Here is an 18,658-nt window from a genome sequence, read left to right on the forward strand (position 1 = left end):
GCGTAGTTCAGCCGAGCGCCTGCTTCGCTCCAGGGTGCAGCGGGACCGGGTCGGACGCCGCCGCCTTGTCGCGGGAGATGTCCTTCACGGCCGGGTGGACCTTCTCCAGGTCAGCCTTCCTGTCGAAGATCAGCTTCGTGATGGCGCACGCGTTCGGGGCCGCGAAGTCCTCGCGCACGAGCAGCAGGTTCGGTACGACGATCGTCGCAACGTCCGAGGTGCCGTACGTCGCAGCCGGGATCTTCCCGCCGTCGTAGACCGAGCTGATCTTCTTCATCTCCGGCAGCAACGGGCTGATGTCGACGAACTTGACCTTGTCCTTCAGCGACGTGGTGATGTCGGTGATCTGCGGCGTCGGCAGCCCGCCCGACCAGATGAGGCCGTCGATGGTGCCGTCCTTCATCCCGTCCGCGGTCTTGGTCAGGTCCAGGCGCTGGGCCGAGACGTCGGAGTCGATGTTCAGGCCCGCCGACTTCAGCAACCGGCCGGCGATCACCTCGGTGCCGGACTTCGGCGACCCCGTCGAGATCCGCTTGCCCTTCATGTCGGCCACCGAGTTGATCCCGGAGTCGGCGCGGACGAGCACCTGCGTGTAGTTCGGGTAGATCCGCGCCAGCGCCGCGATCTTCTCCTTCTTGCCGTTGAACGCGCCGGTGCCGTTCACCGCGTCGGCGGCCGTGTCGGCCAGCGAGAACGCGATGTCGTACGTGCCGGAGACGAGCTGCTGGATGTTCTGCACGGACGCACCGGTCTCGGCGGCGGACGCCTTGAGCTTCGTGTGGTCGGAGATCAGCTTCGCCAGGCCGCCGCCGACCACGAAGTACACGCCACCGGAGTTGCCGGTCGCGATGGTGATCCGGCCCTCGGACGCCTCGCACGACGTGCCACCGCCCGACGCGTCCGGGGTGGTGGGCGTGCGTTTACCGCCGCACCCGGAAACCACGAGCGCCAGAGCGATGGCGCCGATCGCGTACTTGCGCAGCATCACGAACCCTCCCACGAGTGACCAGGTGGACCGCGACGGCCGCCACGAGGAACCCGGCCCCGAGCACGATCGTCAACGGCTGCAGGTAGAGCAGGAACAACGCGGCCGGCACGCTCAGCAGGCGTTCCGGCCAACGCGCGGGACCGAACAACCAGCCGCCCGTCAGCACCGCGAGGGCGGCCACCCCAAGGGCGGACGCGGCGAACGCCCACAGCGAGTCCAGCAGCGACCCGCGCAGCAGCAGCGAGGAGCCGGCGTCGGTCAGCACGAACGCCAGCGGCACCAGGAACGCCGGCAGCGTGTACTTCCACGTCTGCCACATCGTCCTCATCACATCGCCGCCGGTCAGCGCGGCGGCGGCCACGGCGGCGAGCGCGGTCGGCGGCGTCACCTCGGACAACACCGCGTAGTAGAAGATGAACATCGCGGTCTCGGCCGGCTCCACGCCCAGCGTGATCAACGCCGGCCCGATGACGACCCACGAGATGATGAACGACGCCGTCACCGGCACGGCCAGCCCGAGCACCGACACCGCCACGGCCGCGAACACCGCCGTCAGCATCAAGACGACCACAGGTGACGACGAAACGGCCGAAGCCAGGTCCACCAGGGAGCCCGCAAGCGCTTGCCCCAGCCCGGTCTTGGTGATCGTCGACGTGACCACGCCCGCGGCCGCGCACACCGCGATCACCGGAAACGCCGAACGCGCGCCGATCGACAGGGCGTCCGCGACCAGCCGGAACCAGTCGCGCCGGTGGTCGATCAACGCGAACAACGCCGCCACGCCCGTCGCGTACACGACCGCTCGGTAGACCGGGATGCCCAGCGCCAGGAACACGATGATGATCCCGAGCGACAGGAAGTGGTACCAGCCGAGCTTCAGCACGTGCCGGAACCGCGGCGCGTCGACGTCCACCGGCCGGGCCCCGAACCGCCGCGCGTCCGCCTCCACGGCCAGCGCGATGCCCAGGTAGTACAGCAGCGTCGGGATGATCGCCCAGATCAGCACCGACAGGTACGACACGTCCAGGTACTCGGCGATGATGAACGCCGCCGCGCCCAGGGTGGGCGGCGACAGGATCGCCCCGATGCCGGACGCGGCGAGCAGCCCGCCCGCGTTCTCCCTGGGGTAACCGGCTTTCTGGAGCATCGGCCACGTCACGGCACCCAGCGACACGGTCGTCGCGGTCCCGGACCCGGAGACGGTCCCGAGCAGGAACCCGGCGGTGGCGGCCGTGCGGCCGGGAGCCGTCCGCGACTTGCGGAAGGCGGCGAAGCTGACGTCGACGAAGAACTTCCCGGCACCGGACGCGTTCAGCATCGCGCCGTAGATCGTGAACAGCACGATGTAGGTCGCGGCGACGTCGAGCGGTATCCCGTAGAACCCGCTGGAGTCGTTGAAGAAGGCGTTGATGATCTGCGCGTAGTCGACGCCGGAGTGCGAGATCGACCACGACGGCGGCAGGAACCCGCCGTAGTAGGCGTAGGCGATGAACGCCAGGCACACCACCGGAAGCACCCATCCGGTCGTGCGCCGGCACGCCTCCAGGATCAGGACGAGCAGCACCGAGCCCGCGAGCACGTCCAGCGCGGTCAGCTGCCCCTGCCGGTTCAGGAACTCGTCGTAGCCCCCGAACAGCGGGTACGCGCCGGCGACGAACGCCACCAGCGCCAGCACCCAGTCCCACCACGGAGGTGTGTGCCCGCGGCCGTACGACAGGAACACCAGCGGCAGCGTCACCGCCAGGAAGATGATCAGGTAGTACTGGCTGCCCTTGGCGAACGGGAAGAACACCTGCTCGAGCACCAGGAGCGCGATCAGCAGACCGGCGATCCACAGCGCCCGCTCCCACCTGGGCGAGAGCGAACGCGACGGCATCTCCTCGTCGTGCTCCGCGACGATGCGGGCTAGATCGGGGTTGGCCACAGACCGAACGTACTGTGGCCGCGATCACAGCAGGAGAGGGTCAATCCAAAGAGATTGCAAAGACTCGGGCGGTGCTCTCCGCGTGCGAGGAGGTCCGGCCGCCGATCTTTACGCAGAATGAGGGCATGGTCGGGCCTGAACTGCTGCTGCTGTTGCTCGGGGCGTTGGTCGTCACGTCCGTCGCCCGCCGGTTCAACTGGCCGGCGCCGCTGGTGCTGGTCGCCGTCGGGCTCGTGGTCTCGTTCGTACCGGGGGTGCCGGAGTTCGAGCTGGACCCGCACCTGATCCTGGTCCTGGTGCTGCCGCCGCTGCTCTACAGCGCCGCGCTGGACAGCTCCTACCTCAACATCCGCGCGAACCTGCGGCCGATCGGCCTGCTCGCGGTCGGGCTGGTGCTGTTCACGACGTTCGTGGTCGGCGTCACGGCGAAGCTGGTGTTCCCGGACCTCCCGTTCGCCGCCGCGCTGGTGCTCGGGGCGGTCGTGGCGCCACCGGACGCCGTCGCGGCGGTCGCGATCGGGCGCAGGCTCGGTCTGCAACGCCGGGCGATGACGCTGCTGGTCGGCGAGAGCCTGATCAACGACGCCACGGCGCTGACCGCGTTCAAGGTCGCGGTGGCGGCGACGGTCGGCGCGGCGATGCACCCGATCGCGGGCGTCGGCATGTTCGTGCTGGTCACGGTGGGTGGCATCGCGGTCGGGCTGGTCGTCGGCGTCGCGGTCCGCCTCCTGCGCAAGCGGCTCTGCGAGGGCGTGCTGGAGAGCGCGCTGGGCCTGCTCGTGCCGTTCGGCGCCTACCTGCTCGCCGAAGAAGGCCCGCACCTGCTGTTCCACGACGTCCAGTTCTCCGGTGTGCTCGCGGTCGTCGTCGCGGGCCTCTACGTCGGCCACCACTCACCCCGCGGCACCTACACGACCCGGCTGCAGGACGCGGCGGTGTGGCGGTCGGTGGACGTGCTGCTGGAGTCGTTCGTCTTCGCGCTCATCGGGCTGCAGCTGTCGACGATCGTCAGCGACGTCGAGCTGAACACCGGTCTGCTGCTGGGCGCGGGTGCCGTGCTGCTGGCGACGATCCTCGCGCGGTTCGTGTGGATGTACCCGGCCACGTACATCCCGAGGTTGATGTCCAAACGCCTGCGGGAACGGGAGCGCCAGCCGCACGTGGGCCAGGTGACGGTGATCGCGTGGGCGGGCATGCGCGGCGTGGTGACCCTCGCCGCGGCCGCCGCGATTCCGCAGGAGGTGCCCGGCCGCGACATCATCGTGTTCTGCGCGTTCGTGGTCACGGTCGCCACGCTGTTGCTGCAGGGCACGACGTTGCCGTGGGTGATCAACAAGATCGGCTTCGAGGGCGACGACGCCCGCCAGGACGCCCTGGCGGAGGCGCAGGTGCAGCACCGGGCCGCGCAGGCCGCCGTGACGAGGCTCGACGAGGAGATCGGCGAGGTGCCCGACCACGTGCGCGACCAGCTGCGCTCGCTCGCCGAGCACCGGGGCAACGCCGCGTGGGAACGGCTCGGGCGCCAGGAGGAGGAGAGCCCGGCGGCCGCGTACCGGAGGCTGCGCCGGCTGATGCTGAGCGCGGAGCGCGACGAGTTCATCCGGGCCAGGGACCAGGGCGAGATCGACGACGAGGTGCTGTTCCGCGTGCTGCGGGAGCTGGACCTGGAGGAGGCCGCCCTGTCACGTGAATAGGCACTGCCCCGTGAGCAACCGTTCACCTGCATTTCGTGTTGCGATGCTTGGGTGCGCTCTCAACACGAACTGGGAGGTCGAACGATGTTCCGGAGAGGTCTTGCCGCCGCGGTCCTCGTCTTCGCGGGTGCGGTGGTGGCGTCCCTGCCCTCCGCCTCGGCACACGACGACAAGGGACCGATCGTCATCGGGCACCGGGGCGCGTCGGCGTACCGGCCCGAGCACACGCTCGCGTCCTACGAGCTCGCCGCCCGCATGGGCGCCGACTACGTCGAGCCGGACCTGGTGTCCACGAAGGACGGTCAGCTGGTCGCCCGGCACGAGAACGAGATCGGCGGCACCACCGACGTCTCGACGAGGCCGGAGTTCAAAGACCGCCAGAAGACCAAGGTCATCGACGGCGCGCCGATCACCGGGTGGTTCACCGAGGACTTCACGCTCGCCGAGCTGAAGACCTTGCGCGCCAAGGAACGCATCCCCGCGATCCGCCCGCGCAACACCCTCTACGACGGCCGCTTCCAGGTGCCGACGCTGCAGGAGGTCATCGACCTCACCAAGCGGCTGTCCCGCGAGCTGCACCGCGAGATCGGCATCTACCCGGAGACCAAGCACCCGACGTACTTCCAGTCGATCGGTCTCGCGCTGGAACCGAAGCTCGTCGACGTGCTGAACCGCAACGGCCTCAACCGCCGCGGTGCCAAGGTGTTCGTGCAGTCGTTCGAGGTGGCGAACCTCAAGCAGCTGAACAGGTCCCTGCGCGTGCCGCTGATCCAGCTGGTCAACGGCTCGGGCGCGCCGTACGACTTCGTCGTCGCCGGCGACAAGCGCACCTACGCCGACCTGGTCACCCCGGCCGGTCTGCGCGAGGTCCGCTCGTACGCGGACGGCGTCGGCGTCACCAAGGACCTGATCGTCCCGCGGGACGCCGCCGGTTTCCTCAAGCAGCCGACCACGCTCGTCGCGGACGCGCACAAGGTCCATCTGGCCGTGCACGCCTGGACGTTCCGCAACGAGAACTCGTTCCTGCCCGCGGACTTCCGTTCCTCCGCCGACCCGGCCGCGTACGGCCGGGCCTTCGAGGAGTACGACGTGTTCTTCAGGACCGGTCTCGACGGCCTGTTCGCGGACAACCCCGACACGGCCATCGAGGCCAAGATCAAGCGCTGAGCACCAGCGTGCGGTCGCTGCCGAGCAACCCGCGTTGCGCGAGCAGCGGCCGCACGCCCTCGCCGAACCAGTAGGCCTCCTCCAGGTGCGGGTAGCCGGAGAGGACGAACTCGCTGATCCCGATGGAGTGGTACTCCTCGATCAGGTCCGCGACCTCCGAGTGCGAGCCCACCAACGCCGTGCCCGCACCACCGCGCACCAGGCCGACGCCCGCCCACAGGTTCGGGTAGATCTCCAGACCGCGCACGCCGCGGCTGAGGTCGCCGCCGTGCAACGCGACCATCCGTTGCTGGCCAACGGATTCCGACGCGCGCAGCTGTTCCTGCGCCTTCGCCACGGCGGCCGGGTCCAGCGCGTCGAGCAGCCGGGCGGCCGCCTCCCAGGCCTCGGCCGAGGTGTCCCGGCTGATCGTGTGCAGCCGGATGCCGAACCGGATCGGGCGATCCGTGAGCGTCCGCACCCGCGCGATCTTCGCGGCCACGTCCGCCGGCGGTTCGCCCCACGTCAGGTAGACGTCGGCGTTGCGCGCCGCCACCGGCAGAGCGGCGTCCGACGAGCCGCCGAAGTAGATCGGCGGCACCGGGTCCGGCGCGGCCAGCACGGTCGCGTCCCGCACCTGGTAGTGCTCGCCGTGGAACGAGTACGGCTTCCCGGTCCAGATCCCGCGCACGATCTGCAGGAACTCGTCGGTGCGCGCGTACCGCTGGTCGTGGTCGAGCCAGTCACCGAACCGTTGCTGCTCAACGGAATCGCCACCGGTCACGACGTTCAGCAGCAACCGGCCGCGCGAGATCCGCTGGTACGTCGAGGCCATCTGCGCGGCGAGCGTCGGCGAGAGCACGCCCGGCCGGAACGCCACCAGGAACTTCAGCCTCGTGGTCTGCGCGATCAACGCGGACGTGGTCAGCCACGCGTCCTCGCACCACGTGCCGGTCGGCGTGAGCACGCCGGTGAAGCCGACCTGCTCGGCCGTGCGCGCGATCTGCGCCAGGTAGTCGATGTCCGGCTCGCGACGCGCCCCGGCCGCAGGCGCGCGCTGCGCGTGAAAGTGCTCCACGACCGTGCGCCCGTCGCCGGAGGTCGGCAGGAACCAGTGCAGCGTGACGCTCATGTCAGATCTCCCTGGAACCTCGTGTCGACGAACTTCGCGAAGTCGACCTTGCCCGGCAACGTCCTGTCCTCGGTGAACGCGTCGGCGAGCTCCTGCTCGGAGGAGATCAGCGTGTCGTCGATCCTGACCGGCAGGTCGCCGTTGCGGTTGACCGCGGCCAACGCGACCTCGTACTTGAGGCCCGTCTCGGCCGCCCAGGCCTTCGCCCACTCCTCGCGGTGCGTGTCGGCCCACTTCTGCGCCTTGTAGTAGCGGACGAGGTACTCCTTGAGCGCCGGCGTCTTCCCCTTGTCGTCCAGCGCCTTGCGGCCCGCGACCTGGAAGCCGTACCCGTTCGCCTGGCCCCGGCCGTCGGCCAGCACGCGCGCCTTGGCCTCCGCCTGCGCCTGCGCGGTGTACGGGTCCCAGACCGCCCACGCGTCGACCTTGCCCTGGGTGAACGCGCCGTAGGCGTCCGAGGGCTGCAGGAAGTTCAGCGTCACGTCCTTGGTCGTCAACCCGTTGGCGCGCAACGTCAACAGCACCTGGCCGTGCGCCGAGCTGCCCTTGGCGACCGCGATGTTCTTGCCCTTGAGGTCAGAGACGCTGCGCAGCGGCGAGTTCTCCGGCACCAGAATCGCGTCCGCCTCGACGTCACCCTTCGACGCACCGACCGCGGCGATCCTGGCGTTCGCGGCGGCGGCGAAGATCGGCGGTGTGTTGCCGACGCCGCCGACGTCGATCGCTCCGGCGGACGCGGCTTCGAGCAGCGGCGGACCGGAGGTGAAGGTCGACCACTCGATCTTGTACGGGAAGTCCTTCAGCAGACCGGCGGCCGTCAGCAGCGCCTTCGCCCCGCCCTTCTGGTCACCCACCTTCAGCACGACCTCGCCGGCGGGCGTGTCCTGCGCGGCGGCCGAGCACCCGGTCGTGAACAGGATCGCGGCGAGCAGGCTGAGCCATTTTCGGCTAGGCAGCTGTTTCAACATCCACTCCCAGGTCGGCGAGCACGCGGGTGCGTTGCTCCACAACGGAGGCCCGGCGGCGCGGGCGGGGCAGGTCGACGTGGTGCGTGGCGACGATCCGGCCCTCGTCGAGCACGAGGATCCGGTCGGCCAGCAGCAACGCCTCGTCGACGTCGTGGGTCACCAGCAGCACGGCCGGCCGGTGCCGGACCCAGAGGTCCTCCACCAGGTGGTGCATGGCGAGCCTGGTCAACGCGTCCAGCGCGCCGAACGGCTCGTCCAGCAGCAGCACGTCGGGTTCGCGGACCAGGGCGCGTGCGAGCGAGACCCGTTGCGCCTCACCGCCGGACAACGTCAGCGGCCACGCGTCGGCGTGATCGGGCAGCCGCACTTCCTCCAGGGCCTTGCGCGCGACCGCGTGCCCGTCCGGCCTGTGCAGGCCCAGCGCGATGTTCCGCCAGACCTTGCGCCACGGCAGCAACCGCGGCTGCTGGAACGCGATCGACACCGTGCCGGGAACCGCCGCGGTGCCCTCGATCTCGCGGTCGAGGCCCGCCAGGATCCGCAGCAACGTCGACTTGCCGCAGCCGCTGCGGCCGAGCAGCGCCACGAACTCGCCCGGCGCGATCTCCAGGTCGATCCCGTCCAGCACGGTCCGCGACCCGAAAGCCTTGCGCAGCCCCCTGATGCTCACCGCACTCGCCATCGCAGCACCCTCCTCTCCAGCAGCCGCACCAGCGCGTCGGTCGTGAGGCCGAGCAGCGCGTAGACCACGAGGCCGACGACCACGACGTCGGTGCGGAGGAACTCACGGGCGTTGTTGATCAGGAAGCCGAGCCCGGCGTCGGCGTTGATCTGCTCGCCGACGATCAGCGAGAGCCACGCCGTGCCGAGCGCGATCCGCAGTCCCACCAGGGTTTGCGGCACGGCGGACGGCAGCACGACGTGCACGATCCGTTCGAGACGGCCGTACCCGAGCACGCGAGCGGCCTCCACCAGACCGGGATCGGTCTGCCGGATGCCGGCGTGCAGGTTGAGGTAGAGCGGGAACGCCACACCGGCCGCGACCAGCGCGAGCTTGGGCTCCTCGCCGATGCCGAACCACAGGATGAACAACGGGATCAGACCGAGGTGCGGCAGCGTCCGCAGCATCTGGACGGGCGGGTCGAGCAACGTCTCGCCCCACCGGGAAAGGCCGGAAACCAGCCCCAGGGCAAGACCGATCGTGCCGCCGATGAGAAAGCCGAAGAAAACGCGGCCCAGCGAAACGAGGAATGCGTCGGCCAATTGGCCATCCGCGATGAGCTCACCGGCGGACTGCGCGACGGTCAGCGGCGAGGCGAGCTTCTCCGGCGGCAGCAGGCCCACTGAGCTGGCCGTTTGCCACAGCAGAACCAGCGCTACCGGGCTGATCCAGCGCACCGGTACCGCGGGTTTTCGGACAAGAGAAAGGGCCACGGCCAGAAGTACAGGCGAGCCGTGGCCCTTCGTCAACGACGCCCAAATCGTGAAAAAGCGTCGTACATCGAGATAGTCGGTGCTGCGCCCTTTTTCTAGCCGAGCACGTCGTGGCGGACGATCGTCTGGTCGCGGCCGGGGCCCACACCGATCGCCGACACGCGGGCGCCGATGATGCTCTCCAGGTACTCGACGTAGGCCTTGGCGTTGGCCGGCAGCTCGTCGAACTCGCGGCAGTGCGAGATGTCCTCGAACCAGCCAGGCAGCTCCTCGTAGACCGGCACGGCGTGGTGCACGTCGGTCTGCGTCATCGGCATCTCGTCGACCCGGCGACCGTCCACTTCGTACGCGACGCAGACCGGCACCTTCTCCAGGCCCGACAACACGTCCAGCTTGGTGAGGAAGTAGTCGGTGATGCCGTTGACGCGCGAGGCGTAGCGGGCGATCACGGCGTCGAACCAGCCGGTGCGGCGCGAACGCCCGGTGGTGACACCGAACTCGCCGCCCTGCTTGCGGAGGTACTCGCCCATGTCGTCGTTGAGCTCGGTCGGGAACGGACCGGAGCCCACGCGGGTCGTGTAGGCCTTCAGGATGCCGATCACGGTGCTGATGCGGGTCGGGCCGACGCCGGAGCCGACCGTCGCGCCACCCGAGGTCGGGTTCGAGGACGTGACGAACGGGTAGGTGCCGTGGTCGACGTCGAGCAGGGTGCCCTGCGAACCCTCCAGCACGACGATCTCGCCGCGGTCGAGCGCCTGGTTGAGCAGCAGGCGGGTGTCGGCGATGCGGTGCACGAAGTGCTGCCCGCGCTCCAGCACCTGGTCGACGACCTGGTCGGGGTCGAGCGCCTTGCGGTTGTAGACCTTGACCAGCACCTGGTTCTTGAAGTCCAGGGCCGCCTCGACCTTCTGCCGGAGGATCTTCTCGTCCAGCAGGTCCTGCACGCGCACGCCGACGCGGGCGAGCTTGTCCTGGTAGGCGGGGCCGATGCCGCGGCCGGTGGTGCCGATCTTGGCCTTGCCCAGGTAGCGCTCGGTCACCTTGTCGATGGCCACGTGGTACGGCATGATCAAGTGCGCGTCCGAGGAGATCAGCAGGCCGCTGGTGTCGACGCCCTTCTCCTCCAGGCCCGAGAGCTCCTCGAGCAGCACGCCGGGGTCGACCACGACACCGTTGCCGATGACGTTCTTCACGCCGGGCGTCAGGATGCCGGACGGGATCAGGTGCAGGGCGAACTTCTGGCCGTCCGGGAGGACCACGGTGTGACCCGCGTTGTTGCCGCCCTGGTAGCGGACGATCCACTGGACACGCTCACCGAGGATGTCGGTGGCCTTGCCCTTGCCCTCATCGCCCCACTGGGCACCGATCAGCACGACGGCCGGCATGTGAAACTCCAAGCGCTTGGACTGGTTCGAGCGAATGCCGGTAAGCGAGGGTAGACCAGGAGATGACCGTGCGCGGAATCGTGTTGGCCTGCGGAAACACGCAGTTGCCAATGATCACTCAACGTGACGGGGTGCAGGTCGTTCCGGCCCGTCCCGGCAAGGACCACGTGGATCAGCACCTGGACGCCGAACGGCTCATCGTCGTGGGCACGGACGCCGACCTGTCCGCGGTCGCGCTGCGGTTGCTGCGCAAGGAAAAGCTCGGTTCGGTCGCACTGGGTTACGTGCCGGTGGGCCAGTCGCCCGTCGCCGCGCTGTGGGGCCTCTCGACCGACCCGGAACGCGCGTTGGACATCGCCCTCAACGGTGACGTAGATCCCGTCCCGTTCGTGCGCGACGACGTCGGCGGCGTGCTGATGGGACTCGGCGTGTTGTCACCTGTCCGTGGCGTCGGTTACAGCGACGCGGACAACGTGCTGCGCGGTCAGGCCTCGCGGATCGAGTGCACGCCGGATCCGGAAGGCGGCTTGGGCCTCGTGATCCGAATCGTGAACAAGCGCCTCATCGGCGCCAAGGTCAGGGAGAGCCGCCCGCGCGCGTTCCAGCTGGGCTGCCTGCCCACGACGGCCGTTCTCGACGGTCACAAGCACCCGCGCCCGGTCGACAAGTGGACCTGGTACCGCCACACCGAGGACTTGAGGCTGGTTCGAGGCGTCTAGTCGTGCGCTTGTCATTCACTTGAGTGTCACCCAAAGGTATTGCCTAATTCCACACTGTCACTGAGGGTGTGTCCCGATCACTTCCAACAAGGAAGGTCGGGACGATGTCAAAAGTTAACCGAACCGTCGGTGTTCTCGTTGCCGCCCTGGCACTCGCCGTCGGTTTTGTTTCCCCTGCACTCGCGACACCCCAGAACATTCCCACCGCGACCGAGGCCCGCAGCATGCTGGCCGGTCTCACCGTGCGCGCCGACGGCCCGATGACGGGCTATTCCCGCGACAAGTTCCCGCACTGGATCACGCAGTCGGGCACCTGCAACACCCGCGAGGCCGTGCTCAAGCGGGACGGCACGAACGTGGTGACCGACTCGTCGTGCGCGGCCGTCTCCGGCAGCTGGTACTCGCCGTACGACGGTGCGACCTGGACCGCGGCCTCGGACCTGGACATCGACCACATCGTGCCGCTGGCGGCCGCCTGGAGGTCCGGAGCGTCGTCGTGGACGACCGCGCGGCGCCAGGCGTTCGCGAACGACATGACCCGCCCGCAGCTCATCGCGGTCACCGACAACGTGAACCAGGCGAAGGGCGACCAGACCCCGGCCACGTGGAAGCCTCCGCTGACGTCGTACTGGTGCACCTACGCCAAGATGTGGGTAGGTACGAAGAGCTACTACGGCCTCAGCGTGAACTCGGCCGAGAAGACTGAACTGACGGGCATGCTCGGAAGGTGCTGATGGCAACGCTCTCCTCGCTCTTCGTGGCCGGCCCCGGCGGCGTGATGACCGACGAGGTCGGTGTCGTCACCGGGGACCTGGAGCTGTGCACCGAGCTGTCCGACGACGGGAAGCTGCGCGCACTGGTCCGCTACGAGGGCGCGGAGGAGTGGTACGCCATCACGGGCGGTTCGTGCGTCCTGGCTGATCCTCGTGATCACGAGCCGGTTCACCAGCTGCTGCTGGGCCTGCTGAACCGGCCGGAGGGCTGAGGGGCGGAAGCGCCTCCATCGCCTCGCTCCGGCTCAGTCCCGTGGCCTGCAGGAGATCCACGGCCACGCTGCGGATCTGCGCCAGCACGACCTTGGACGAGAACCCGTCCCCGCCGAGGCGCCGCGCGGTGAGATGCCGCGCGGCGCCCCGCACGGCCTCCCTGGTGTCCTTGGGCGTCCTGCCCTTCTCCAGCTCGCCCCGAAGGCAGTCGACGGCGTCCGCGTAGTCCTTCAGCACCTCCGGCACGCCGTCCGGGATCTCCTCGTCGGCCTTGAGCGCCGCCATGGTCCTGCGAGCGAGCACGCGGGTGTTGCGGATCGCGTAGTCCACCGGTCCCGCCGCGGTCTGGTACCGGCTGAGCCCGTCCTTGGACCGCCACCGGATGGGTGCGATCTTCGCGATCTCGCTGCCGGTCTGCAGGGCCGACTTGTAGTCGTCGATCGTGGTCTGGCTGGTGCGCAGCTCGGCCAGCACTCCGGCCGCCTTGACCGCGTCCTTCTCCGTGAGCGCGTCGGCGAGGTTGCGCAGCGCGCCGCTGAGGGTGTTCGTGAGCACCTTGAGCTGCCGTTGGGCCACGGTGACCGGATTCGCGGGCAGCAACGCCGCCACGGCGAGCCCGACCAGCCCACCGGTCAGCGCGTCGATCATCCGGTCGAACCCGCCGCCCGCGCTCGGCGGCAGCAACGTCGCGACGAGCACGGCGGACGAGCCGGCCTGCAACGCGATCACCGAGCCGCCGTCCAGCAGCACGGCCGCCGACATCGCGAGGCCCACGGCCAGCGCGATCTGCCAGGGACCGGACCCGATCCAGCTGATCAACGCGTCACCGACGCCGACCCCGACCGACACGCCGACGACGAGCTCGCCGACGCGCCGCAGCCGTTGCCCCAGCGAGACCCCGAGGCACACGACCGCGGCGATCGGCGCGAAGAACGGGCGCTGGTGCCCGATCACGAGCGTCGCCACCACCCAGGCGATCCCGGCGGACAGGGCGCACTGCACGATCGGCAACGCGGCCGCGCGCCACCGCGTCAGCCCACGCCCCACCGCTTCACCGACCGCGCCCACCACTCACCCCGACCTGGCTCGTCCGTCTCTGCCGCCGCCAGTCTTGATCCCGGGGCCATCAGGCACAACCGGCCAGACCGAGGCGAACCCGCCCCCGCGCCCGCCGCCTTGGCCACGAGCCACTTCAGCGGGCGCCTCACAGTGTTGGACCAGGTCAGACCAGACCGAGCGCGGCCGGGGCCTTCGGGTCGGAGTCGGCCAGGAACGTGCTGCAGCGCTCCCACTCCTCGTCCTCGCCGATCTCCCTGGCGGCACGGGCGAGCGCGGCCAGCGCGCGCAGGAAGCCCTGGTTCGGCCGGTGGTCCCACGGCACCGGGCCGAAGCCCTTCCAGCCGGAACGGCGCAGCTGGTCGAGGCCGCGGTGGTAGCCGGTGCGGGCGTAGGCGTAGGCGGCGACGGGATCGCCGGAGTGCAGCGCCCGTTCGGCCAGCAGGGCCCACGCCTCGGAGAAGTCCGGGTAGGCCCGCACGATCTTGGCGGGGTCGGTGCCGCCGTCCGCGGCGGCCTGCGCCTCAGGGCGGTCGGGAAGACGGGTCGGCTCGGGCCCGAGGAGGTTCTCAACCATGCGGCCCATCGTGCCGCACGGACGGCTCCTAGGAGATGAACACCCTCATGACGGCGGCCACAACGGCCAGCATCAGTGCGGTCACGAGCACGCCTGCGATGATCTTCTTCTGCATGGCCTGGCATGGTTCCCGGCTAGGCCGAACAGATCAACGCCGTTCACCCCATCGTGCGCACGAATGGGAAACATCAGGGTAAAACCAGGGTGGTTTCGCCTACCTGGACCCCGGACGTGCGCTCATGATGTTCGGATGATTCAGGGGGTAAGGCAGTTCCGGGACCAGTACTGGGAGCGTGGCACGCCGGGCAGGGAGACACCGGCGGTGCTCACCAGGCAGCTCTACCGGTTGTGGCTGGCCGGTCTGGTCCTCAAGCTTCTCGGGTCGTCGTGGGACGTCTCGTGGCACTTCAAGTGGCTGCGCGACGACCTGGCGCCGCCGCACCTGATCAACACCGTCGGCACGGTGATCGTGGTCGGGTTGACGCTGTTCCACACGTTCACCGGCTACGGCGTGGACAAGGCGACCCTGCGGCTCATGCAGATCGGTTGCGGGATCTTCCTCGTCGCCCTGCCGATCGACGTCATCAACCACCGGATCAACGGGCTCGACATCACGTCGTGGAGCGGCTCGCACGCGTTGCTGTACCTCGGCACGGCGGTGATGCTGGCCGGTGCGATCCGCGGGTGGATGAAGTACTTCCCGGACGGCGCCACGCGGACGTTCGGGCTCGTGGCGCTGTGGTTCTTCTTCCTGGAGAACGTCTGGTTCCCCAACCAGCACCAGGAGTACGGCGTGCGCGCGTTGCAGGCCTACGACAGCGGTAAGCCCGAGGCCGAGCCGATCCTGCTGCAGTTCGCGGCCGACCAGCTGGGCGTCCCGATCGGACGCGAGGCGGTCGTGCACTTCGCGTTGCCGATCGCGGACTGGGTCTACCCGGTGTGGGGCCTCGTCGCGGCGGCCATCGTGCTGGTGATCGCGCGCAGGACGATCGACCGGCCGTGGGCGGCCACGGCGGTCGCGGGCGGCTACGTGGCGTACCGGTGCCTGATCTGGCCGTTGCTCGCGGGCATCGACTTCCCGAAGTCCGCGGTGCCGTTGTTCCTGGTCCTGGTCGGGCTCGCGATCGACGCGGCGCACGTGATCAAGATGCCCACGCCGGCTGCGGCCGTGCTGGGGTCGGCGGCCGTCACGACGGTCGGCTACGTCGGCATCTGGTTCCAGCAGGAGTACCTGTGGGGCCCGCCGATCGCGTTCGCGTCCGCGGCCGTCACGGCCGTGCTGCTGGCGGTCCTCTGGACGTTCGGCGACCTGATCATCCACCGCCCGGAGACCCAGCTGCTGGCCTCCCGCCTCAAGCTCAGCTGAAACGCACGCGGGGACCTTTCGTACTCTCACTGAGTACGAAAGGTCCCCGCGTGCGGTCAGAAATCAGCCCGCGATCATGCGGCCCGACGACTTGAGGTGCTCGCACGCCTGCGCGATGCGGGCGGCCATCGCCTGCTCAGCGGCCTTGAGGTAGCTGCGCGGGTCGTAGGCCTTCTTGTTGCCGACCTCGCCGTCGACCTTCAGCACACCGTCGTAGTTGGCGAACATGTGCGCCGCGATCGGGCGGGTGAAGGCGTACTGCGTGTCCGTGTCGATGTTCATCTTGATGACGCCGTACGACACGGCCTCGTGGATCTCCTCCAGCAGCGAGCCGGAGCCGCCGTGGAAGACGAGGTCGAACGGCTTCGAGCCGGCCGGCAGGCCCAGCTTCTCCGCCGCCACGTCCTGGCCCTGCTTGAGGATCTCCGGACGCAGCTTGACGTTGCCCGGCTTGTACACGCCGTGCACGTTGCCGAACGTCGCGGCGAGCAGGTATCGGCCCTTCTCACCGGCGCCGAGCGCGTCGACGGTCTTCAGGTAGTCCTCCGGCGTCGTGTAGAGCTTGTCGTTGATCTCGTTGTCGACGCCGTCCTCCTCGCCGCCCACGACGCCGACCTCGATCTCGAGGACGATCTTCGCCTTGGCGGAGAGATCGAGCAGCTCGCTCGCGATCTGGAGGTTCTCCTCCAGCGGCACGGCCGAACCGTCCCACATGTGCGACTGGAAGAGCGGGTTGCCGCCCTTGTCCACCCGCTCCTGGCTGATCGCGATGAGCGGACGCACGTACCCGTCGAGCTTGTCCTTCGGGCAGTGGTCGGTGTGCAGCGCGATGTTGACCGGGTACTTGGCCGCGACCACGTGCGCGAACTCCGCGAGCGCCACAGCGCCGGTCACCATGTCCTTGACCTTGGTGCCCGAGGCGAACTCGGCACCACCGGTCGAGATCTGGATGATGCCGTCGCTCTCGGCTTCAGCGAATCCGCGCAGAGCCGCGTTGAGAGTCTCCGACGAGGTGACGTTGATCGCGGGATAGGCGAACTCGTTCGCCTTGGCCCGGTCCAGCATCTCCGCGTAGACCTCGGGGGTTGCGATGGGCATCGGTCGTCCTCCTCAGGTGCCCTGAACGCCGTGTCGTCCGCATCCTACGAGGGTGTGTCACGGGGCCAACGCGGCGGCCAATTCGGCGTAGTGCCCGTTCGACCTCGCCGTTTGGCTACTCGCCGGTACGGGCATAGTGGGAGACATGGCTACCGCCCGGTGGAACAACAAGATCATCGCGTCGAGTGACGACACGGTGGTCGTCGAAGGCAACCACTACTTCCCGCTGGAGTCCGTCGACCAGAGCGTGCTCAAGCCGTCGGACCACACGTCGATCTGCCCGTGGAAGGGCACGGCGAACTACTACTCGCTGCAGGTCGACGGCGCCGAGAACACCGACGCCGCCTGGTACTACGCCGAGCCCAAGGAGGCCGCGGCGCAGATCAAGGGTCGTGTCGCGTTCTGGAAGGGCGTCGAGGTCAGCGCTTGAGCCCCAGCGCCGCGGCCAGTTCGGCGTAGTGCCCGTTCAACGACTGGATCGCCACGTGGTCGGCGCCCGCGTCGAGGTGCGCGTGCAACTGTGCGGCCACTTGGCCGGGGTCGCCGTGCGCGACCAGCGCGTCGATCAGGCGGTCCGAGCCGTTGTCCGCGAGGTCGTCCTCGGTGAAGCCCCAGCGCAGCCAGCTGCTCGTGTAGTTGGTCAGCGTGAAGTAGTACGCGAGCCGCTCCCGTGCGACGGCCCGCGCCGCCGCCGGGTCCGGTTCCACGACCACGGTGACCTCCGGCGCGAGGAGCTTGTCGCCGAGCACCTCACGTGCCTGCGCGGTGTGCTCCACCGGCACGAGGTACGGGTGGGCGCCCGCGGTGCGGTCGGCGGCGAGCTTCAGCACCTTGGGACCGAGCGCGGCCAGCACCACCTTCTCCGCGGGCACGTCGAGCCGGTCCAGGTAGGACACCAGCTTCGGGTACGGCTTCTCGTAGGCCTGGTCGATCTGCTTGTGGCCCACGCCGACGCCGAGCACCAGCCGGTCGCCGCCGATCCGGTGGAACGAGCGGGAGACGTCCTCCGGCTCGGTCTGCCAGACGTTGATGACGCCGGTCGCGATGGTCATGGAGGTCGTGACGCCCAGCAGCCGCTCGGGCAGCTCCAGGTCCGACTCCGGCGAGCTGCCGAGCCAGAACGTCCCGAACCCGAGTGCCTCCAGTTCGGCCACCCCGTCGATCCGGTCGGCCCACTCGTACCGCGAACCCCAGACGCCGAACTTCCCAAGATCGCTCATGTCCCCCTCAACACGGAGTAGGTTCGAAAAATGCCGAACTTGAGCACCTCAGACCTGAACGTGTCCCGTCTTTGCTTGGGCGGCAACGTCTTCGGCTGGACCGCTGACGAGGAATCCTCGTTCGCCGTGCTCGACGCGTACACCGCCGCCGGCGGGAACTTCGTCGACACCGCGGACGTGTACTCGGCCTGGGCGGACGGCAACTCCGGCGGCGAGTCGGAAACGATCATCGGCAGGTGGCTGGCCAAGCGCGCCGACCGCGACGAGATCGTGGTGGCGACGAAGGTCGGCATGCTCGCCGGGTTCGACAACCAGAAGCGCGACACGATCCTGACCAGCGCCGAACGTTCGTTGAAGCGCCTCGGCGCCGACCACATCGACCTCTACTACGTCCACCGCGACGACCCGAACACGCCGCTGGAGGAGACGCTGGCCGCCTACGACCAGCTCGTCCGCGACGGCAAGGTCCGGTACGTCGCCGCGTCCAACTTCTCTCCCGAACGGCTGGCGCAGGCGCTGGAGATCCAGGAACGCGAGGGCTTCGCGAAGTTCGTCGCGCTGCAGCCCGAGTACAACCTGGTGAGCCGCTCGCAGTTCGAGGGCGAACTGCAGCGGGTCGTCGCCGAGCACGGCCTCGCGACCGTGCCGTACTTCTCGCTGGCCAGGGGCTTCCTCACCGGCAAGTACCGGCCCGGCGTCGAGGTGGACAGCCCTCGCGCGGGCGCCGCCTCCAAGCACCTCGACGAGCACGGCCTGCAGGTCCTCGAAGTGCTCGACGAACTGGCCGAGACGCACTCGACCACGGTCGCGGCGGTCGCGCTGGCGTGGCTCGCACAGCAGCCGACGGTGGCCGCGCCGATCGCGTCCGCCCGCACGTTGGCGCAGCTCAACGACCTCCTGCCGGTGTTGAGCCTCGAACTCACCCAGGCCGAGGTGGACCGCCTCAGCGCAATTTAACTTGCCAG

The 18,658-nt window shown here is 69.1% G+C and carries 19 protein-coding genes; 8 read left to right on the top strand and 11 right to left on the bottom strand.

Annotation, left to right across the window (positions count from 1 at the left end; all coding sequences use genetic code 11):
* Positions 1 to 7: 7 nt before the first annotated feature.
* Together ACWEIJ_RS07970 and ACWEIJ_RS07975 are read right to left on the bottom strand one after the other, a co-directional pair.
* Positions 8 to 985 (bottom strand): TAXI family TRAP transporter solute-binding subunit, encoded by a 978-nt coding sequence (locus ACWEIJ_RS07970; RefSeq protein ID WP_449836437.1) that lies wholly within the window; start codon positions 983 to 985, stop codon positions 8 to 10.
* Positions 921 to 2,864, bottom strand: coding sequence for a TRAP transporter permease (locus tag ACWEIJ_RS07975; RefSeq protein WP_449836853.1), 1,944 nt, complete (start codon positions 2,862 to 2,864; stop codon positions 921 to 923). The genes ACWEIJ_RS07970 and ACWEIJ_RS07975 overlap by 65 nt, the downstream gene beginning before the upstream one ends.
* A 173-nt stretch (positions 2,865 to 3,037) precedes the next feature.
* Between ACWEIJ_RS07975 and ACWEIJ_RS07980 the strand changes: the two genes are divergently transcribed.
* Together ACWEIJ_RS07980 and ACWEIJ_RS07985 are read left to right on the top strand one after the other, a co-directional pair.
* Positions 3,038 to 4,606: a Na+/H+ antiporter gene (locus ACWEIJ_RS07980; protein ID WP_449836438.1), complete on the top strand. Its 1,569-nt coding sequence runs from the start codon at positions 3,038 to 3,040 to the stop codon at positions 4,604 to 4,606.
* An 84-nt stretch (positions 4,607 to 4,690) separates the two neighbouring features.
* Positions 4,691 to 5,773: a glycerophosphodiester phosphodiesterase gene (locus ACWEIJ_RS07985; protein WP_449836439.1), complete on the top strand. Its 1,083-nt coding sequence runs from the start codon at positions 4,691 to 4,693 to the stop codon at positions 5,771 to 5,773.
* Here the strand turns inward: ACWEIJ_RS07985 and ACWEIJ_RS07990 are convergent.
* The 5 genes from ACWEIJ_RS07990 to ACWEIJ_RS08010 form a co-directional block, all read right to left on the bottom strand.
* Entirely contained in the window at positions 5,763 to 6,884 is a 1,122-nt protein-coding gene (locus ACWEIJ_RS07990) for an LLM class flavin-dependent oxidoreductase (protein WP_449836440.1), read from the bottom strand. The genes ACWEIJ_RS07985 and ACWEIJ_RS07990 overlap by 11 nt on opposite strands.
* Positions 6,881 to 7,849: an ABC transporter substrate-binding protein gene (locus ACWEIJ_RS07995; RefSeq protein ID WP_449836441.1), complete on the bottom strand. Its 969-nt coding sequence runs from the start codon at positions 7,847 to 7,849 to the stop codon at positions 6,881 to 6,883. Before ACWEIJ_RS07995 ends, ACWEIJ_RS07990 begins: the two co-directional genes overlap by 4 nt.
* Entirely contained in the window at positions 7,833 to 8,534 is a 702-nt protein-coding gene (locus tag ACWEIJ_RS08000; protein WP_449836442.1) for an ABC transporter ATP-binding protein, read from the bottom strand. The genes ACWEIJ_RS07995 and ACWEIJ_RS08000 overlap by 17 nt, the downstream gene beginning before the upstream one ends.
* On the bottom strand, positions 8,519 to 9,286 hold the full coding sequence (locus ACWEIJ_RS08005; protein WP_449836443.1) for an ABC transporter permease: 768 nt from the start codon (positions 9,284 to 9,286) through the stop codon (positions 8,519 to 8,521). Before ACWEIJ_RS08005 ends, ACWEIJ_RS08000 begins: the two co-directional genes overlap by 16 nt.
* Before the next feature lie 95 nt (positions 9,287 to 9,381).
* Positions 9,382 to 10,671, bottom strand: a complete 1,290-nt coding sequence (locus tag ACWEIJ_RS08010; protein ID WP_355438119.1) for an adenylosuccinate synthase — start codon at positions 10,669 to 10,671, stop codon at positions 9,382 to 9,384.
* Positions 10,672 to 10,781: 110 nt separating this feature from the next.
* On the opposite strand from ACWEIJ_RS08010, the gene ACWEIJ_RS08015 reads away from it, so the two are divergent.
* The 3 genes from ACWEIJ_RS08015 (at position 10,782) to ACWEIJ_RS08025 (ending at position 12,375) form a co-directional block, all read left to right on the top strand.
* The gene (locus ACWEIJ_RS08015) at positions 10,782 to 11,390 is read left to right on the top strand and encodes a hypothetical protein (RefSeq protein ID WP_449836444.1); all 609 of its coding nucleotides are present in this window, start codon (positions 10,782 to 10,784) and stop codon (positions 11,388 to 11,390) included.
* Positions 11,391 to 11,494: 104 nt separating this feature from the next.
* Positions 11,495 to 12,124: a GmrSD restriction endonuclease domain-containing protein gene (locus tag ACWEIJ_RS08020; protein ID WP_449836445.1), complete on the top strand. Its 630-nt coding sequence runs from the start codon at positions 11,495 to 11,497 to the stop codon at positions 12,122 to 12,124.
* A complete protein-coding gene (locus ACWEIJ_RS08025) occupies positions 12,124 to 12,375 on the top strand; it encodes a hypothetical protein (RefSeq protein WP_449836446.1) in 252 nt (83 codons plus the stop codon). Before ACWEIJ_RS08020 ends, ACWEIJ_RS08025 begins: the two co-directional genes overlap by 1 nt.
* Here the strand turns inward: ACWEIJ_RS08025 and ACWEIJ_RS08030 are convergent.
* A complete protein-coding gene (locus ACWEIJ_RS08030; RefSeq protein WP_449836447.1) occupies positions 12,284 to 13,423 on the bottom strand; it encodes an FUSC family protein in 1,140 nt (379 codons plus the stop codon). The genes ACWEIJ_RS08025 and ACWEIJ_RS08030 overlap by 92 nt on opposite strands.
* A gap of 175 nt (positions 13,424 to 13,598) precedes the next feature.
* On the bottom strand, positions 13,599 to 14,009 hold the full coding sequence (locus ACWEIJ_RS08035) for a DUF3151 domain-containing protein (protein ID WP_449836448.1): 411 nt from the start codon (positions 14,007 to 14,009) through the stop codon (positions 13,599 to 13,601).
* 250 nt (positions 14,010 to 14,259) lie between these two features.
* Between ACWEIJ_RS08035 and ACWEIJ_RS08040 the strand changes: the two genes are divergently transcribed.
* The gene (locus tag ACWEIJ_RS08040; RefSeq protein ID WP_449836449.1) at positions 14,260 to 15,375 is read left to right on the top strand and encodes a hypothetical protein; all 1,116 of its coding nucleotides are present in this window, start codon (positions 14,260 to 14,262) and stop codon (positions 15,373 to 15,375) included.
* A 63-nt stretch (positions 15,376 to 15,438) separates the two neighbouring features.
* Here the strand turns inward: ACWEIJ_RS08040 and fbaA are convergent, their stop codons facing one another.
* Positions 15,439 to 16,473, bottom strand: a complete 1,035-nt coding sequence (gene fbaA, locus ACWEIJ_RS08045; RefSeq protein ID WP_449836450.1) for a class II fructose-bisphosphate aldolase — start codon at positions 16,471 to 16,473, stop codon at positions 15,439 to 15,441.
* 145 nt (positions 16,474 to 16,618) lie between these two features.
* Here fbaA and ACWEIJ_RS08050 point away from each other — a divergent pair, with 145 nt between their 5' ends.
* Positions 16,619 to 16,903, top strand: coding sequence for a DUF427 domain-containing protein (locus ACWEIJ_RS08050; protein ID WP_449836451.1), 285 nt, complete (start codon positions 16,619 to 16,621; stop codon positions 16,901 to 16,903).
* On the opposite strand, the gene ACWEIJ_RS08055 is transcribed toward ACWEIJ_RS08050, so the two are convergent.
* Positions 16,893 to 17,693, bottom strand: a complete 801-nt coding sequence (locus ACWEIJ_RS08055) for a TIGR03620 family F420-dependent LLM class oxidoreductase (RefSeq protein WP_449836452.1) — start codon at positions 17,691 to 17,693, stop codon at positions 16,893 to 16,895. The genes ACWEIJ_RS08050 and ACWEIJ_RS08055 overlap by 11 nt on opposite strands.
* Positions 17,694 to 17,723: 30 nt before the next feature.
* Here ACWEIJ_RS08055 and ACWEIJ_RS08060 point away from each other — a divergent pair, with 30 nt between their 5' ends.
* Positions 17,724 to 18,650 (top strand): aldo/keto reductase, encoded by a 927-nt coding sequence (locus tag ACWEIJ_RS08060; protein WP_449836453.1) that lies wholly within the window; start codon positions 17,724 to 17,726, stop codon positions 18,648 to 18,650.
* Positions 18,651 to 18,658: the final 8 nt, after the last annotated feature.

The sequence above is a fragment of the Lentzea sp. NPDC004789 genome (assembly GCF_053601075.1).

Bases quoted from the DNA above. Each gene is read 5' to 3' on its own strand.
- ACWEIJ_RS07970 (WP_449836437.1), bottom strand. From the start codon at position 985: ATGCTGCGCAAGTACGCGATCGGCGCCATCGCTCTGGCGCTCGTGGTT.
- ACWEIJ_RS07975 (WP_449836853.1), bottom strand. From the start codon at position 2,864: ATGCCGTCGCGTTCGCTCTCGCCCAGGTGGGAGCGGGCGCTGTGGATC.
- ACWEIJ_RS07980 (WP_449836438.1), top strand. From the start codon at position 3,038: ATGGTCGGGCCTGAACTGCTGCTGCTGTTGCTCGGGGCGTTGGTCGTC.
- ACWEIJ_RS07985 (WP_449836439.1), top strand. From the start codon at position 4,691: ATGTTCCGGAGAGGTCTTGCCGCCGCGGTCCTCGTCTTCGCGGGTGCG.
- ACWEIJ_RS07990 (WP_449836440.1), bottom strand. From the start codon at position 6,884: ATGAGCGTCACGCTGCACTGGTTCCTGCCGACCTCCGGCGACGGGCGC.
- ACWEIJ_RS08000 (WP_449836442.1), bottom strand. From the start codon at position 8,534: ATGGCGAGTGCGGTGAGCATCAGGGGGCTGCGCAAGGCTTTCGGGTCG.
- ACWEIJ_RS08010 (WP_355438119.1), bottom strand. From the start codon at position 10,671: ATGCCGGCCGTCGTGCTGATCGGTGCCCAGTGGGGCGATGAGGGCAAG.
- ACWEIJ_RS08015 (WP_449836444.1), top strand. From the start codon at position 10,782: ATGATCACTCAACGTGACGGGGTGCAGGTCGTTCCGGCCCGTCCCGGC.
- ACWEIJ_RS08020 (WP_449836445.1), top strand. From the start codon at position 11,495: ATGTCAAAAGTTAACCGAACCGTCGGTGTTCTCGTTGCCGCCCTGGCA.
- ACWEIJ_RS08025 (WP_449836446.1), top strand. From the start codon at position 12,124: ATGGCAACGCTCTCCTCGCTCTTCGTGGCCGGCCCCGGCGGCGTGATG.
- ACWEIJ_RS08035 (WP_449836448.1), bottom strand. From the start codon at position 14,009: ATGGTTGAGAACCTCCTCGGGCCCGAGCCGACCCGTCTTCCCGACCGC.
- ACWEIJ_RS08040 (WP_449836449.1), top strand. From the start codon at position 14,260: ATGATTCAGGGGGTAAGGCAGTTCCGGGACCAGTACTGGGAGCGTGGC.
- fbaA (WP_449836450.1), bottom strand. From the start codon at position 16,473: ATGCCCATCGCAACCCCCGAGGTCTACGCGGAGATGCTGGACCGGGCC.
- ACWEIJ_RS08050 (WP_449836451.1), top strand. From the start codon at position 16,619: ATGGCTACCGCCCGGTGGAACAACAAGATCATCGCGTCGAGTGACGAC.
- ACWEIJ_RS08055 (WP_449836452.1), bottom strand. From the start codon at position 17,693: ATGAGCGATCTTGGGAAGTTCGGCGTCTGGGGTTCGCGGTACGAGTGG.
- ACWEIJ_RS08060 (WP_449836453.1), top strand. From the start codon at position 17,724: ATGCCGAACTTGAGCACCTCAGACCTGAACGTGTCCCGTCTTTGCTTG.